Genomic DNA, 2,338 nt, shown 5'->3' with positions numbered 1-2,338 from the left:
GTAAGCCCGAATTATAAAAAATAGCGCACCTGTACGGTACGCACGACGAATAGCCAACTGACCGGTATTTTTTTCGGCTAGTTGGCTTATTTTGCACATGTGGCCTGGATATTTTCAGACCATGGTAAGTACTGCTGTAAAATTTCAGGCTGTTGGTGAATTGGTAAGTTTGGCAATTCTGTTAATAGCTTCATCAAGTATTGATAAAAATCAATGCCGTTGGCTTTGGCCGTTTCGGCCAGGCTTAGACAAATCGCATTGGCTTGTGCGCCTGCTTCACTTACCGAAAAGAGCCAATTTTTTCGACCGATGACATTTGGACGAATCGCATTTTCAGCTGGATTATTATCAATCAAAACATGTCCGTTCTCAAGAAAAACCATTAAAGCTTGTTTGCGATTAAGCGTATATTCTGCAGCTTTGGCAATGGCATTTTTTCCAAAGAATGGTGAGCGATCAATCCAATCAAAAAATTCAAGAATAAGAGGCTTCGCCTCTTCTTGTCGAATCTTCACACGTTCATCAGCTGATAAATTCTTGATTCTTCGTTCAATTTGAAAGAGTCGATCACAATATTGCACACCGATTTGTCCATTTTTGCTCTCGGCTTTTAACCAATAACGGCGCACATGTGCCCAACAGTTCGCAAATTGTACCTCTGGTAATTCAGCGTAAGCAGCGTAGCCGTCACAAATAACCGTGCCTTTGAAGCCACGGATTAAATCGGCTAATATGGCGCGTCCTCTAGATAAGGCACTTTTAAAGAGTACCAAAATAGGCCCTTCACTTGCGACTGTACGACAGACCCAATTGTAGGCGTTTGATTGTGCAGGCCTTCCGTCGGAACGATTTAAAATTTGTGCGTACGTTTCATCAATATGTAACACAGATTTTGCTGTTAATAGTTGCTGCATCAAATCATAAAGCGGTCGAAGCCAATCCTCTGCTACACGAATGACCCAATTCGATAGGTTTTTATCGTTCGTTAATAGGCCATAACGTGACCATTCATTTACCTGACGATAAAGAGGTAAGTATTGAACGAACTTATCGTAAATTAACTTGGCTAAAACAGTTGGACCAGCAATGCTTCGCTGAATTGCACCTTGAGGTGCCTTTCCACGTTTAATTTGTGCTTTTTGTAAGACATCTTTCTTACAGGCTTTACATTCATAAACGTGCTCAAAATGCTGCACTCGTTTCATCTTGGCTGGAATGAATTTGGCTTCTTCACGTACTAGAACCGTGCTGAAGGCAACCATATGTTTCTGACAACAGTCACAGGCTAAATCCGCTGGATGATGGTGAACTTCTTCCACTTCTATATGGCCTAGAAATACATCATTGCGTTTTCTATTTGTACTTTTACGTGTAACTGCATAACGGATCGTCTCCGTGCTTTGTTCTTCTGTCTGCTCAGAATCATTAAAAGACGGGTCATCTTCAAATAAAGACACTTGCCCATCGGGCGCTTGATACTTTGATTTTTCAGATTTAGAACCGTATAAAGCCTTTGTTAATTGGCGAATTTGTTCAGTTAATACTTCAATTTGTTTTGTTAAATCGCTATTTTGTTGTTTAAAAAATGCCAGCTGTTCCTCAAGTGACTGAACAACCTTATCATTTGTCGTAGAAGGCTTCTCCAAACTAATCACCACGTTTCGTTCGATATAAGTTATGTATGATTATACCATTTATGACAGGGTGATTAAAAGACACCTTTTGCAGATTTTGCAATAGCCTTTGGCTGTTGTAACGATAATCCTTCTAATAACCAGCGTAATTCTTGTTGTGTGAGGTTTCGCACTTCTTTTTCATCTTTTGGCCATTGAAGTTTGCCGTTATCCAAACGCTTATACAGCATGGCGAAACCATCGCCGTCGAAGTATAAACATTTATAGCGATCTTTACTCCAACCAGAAAATAAGAACACCGCGTCACTATACGGATCTAATTGAAATGAATCTTGAATCAGCGCTGCGAGGCCATCAATCCCTTTACGCATGTCGGTTTTCCCGCAAATAATATAAATATTTTGGACACTTGTAAAATCATGTTTCACAGTTCTTTCAGCTCCTTGAAGATGGTGTGGATGATGTGCTCATCTACGCCATTGAAGAGGCTAATTTCACCGAAGGTTGTTTTAATGACACAGCTTGGTACAGCTGCAACAGGTGAAGGAACAGACGTGGAAACTTCAGCTGGTAGGGGATCAAGTGAAACGGGGACAATCGTTAATTTATCTTTAGACATAGAGATGGCACCTCCTTAAAATTGATACCTTTATGGTACCGGAGGTGCCTGAATGAATATATGCGTTATTTGATTACGGGCTTAC

At 40.5% G+C, this 2,338-nt stretch carries 3 protein-coding genes; all 3 read right to left on the bottom strand.

What is annotated here, in order from left to right:
• Positions 1-86: 86 nt before the first annotated feature.
• Positions 87-1,646, bottom strand: coding sequence for an IS66 family transposase (gene tnpC, locus DDE80_RS14170; protein WP_108308582.1), 1,560 nt, complete (start codon positions 1,644-1,646; stop codon positions 87-89).
• 62 nt (positions 1,647-1,708) lie between these two features.
• Entirely contained in the window at positions 1,709-2,062 is a 354-nt protein-coding gene (gene tnpB / locus DDE80_RS14165) for an IS66 family insertion sequence element accessory protein TnpB (RefSeq protein ID WP_201261547.1), read from the bottom strand.
• A complete protein-coding gene (locus DDE80_RS14160; protein ID WP_108308580.1) occupies positions 2,059-2,253 on the bottom strand; it encodes a hypothetical protein in 195 nt (64 codons plus the stop codon). Before DDE80_RS14160 ends, tnpB begins: the two co-directional genes overlap by 4 nt.
• Between the last annotated feature and the right edge of the window lie 85 nt (positions 2,254-2,338).

The organism is Metalysinibacillus jejuensis (assembly GCF_003057615.1).
Lineage (GTDB): Bacteria > Bacillota > Bacilli > Bacillales_A > Planococcaceae > Metalysinibacillus > Metalysinibacillus jejuensis.
This window is presented reverse-complemented; position numbering and strand designations above follow the sequence as displayed.

What these genes read in the sequence shown, in the direction of transcription:
- DDE80_RS14160 (WP_108308580.1), bottom strand. Translation starts at nt 2,253, where the DNA reads ATGTCTAAAGATAAATTAACGATTGTCCCCGTTTCACTTGATCCCCTA.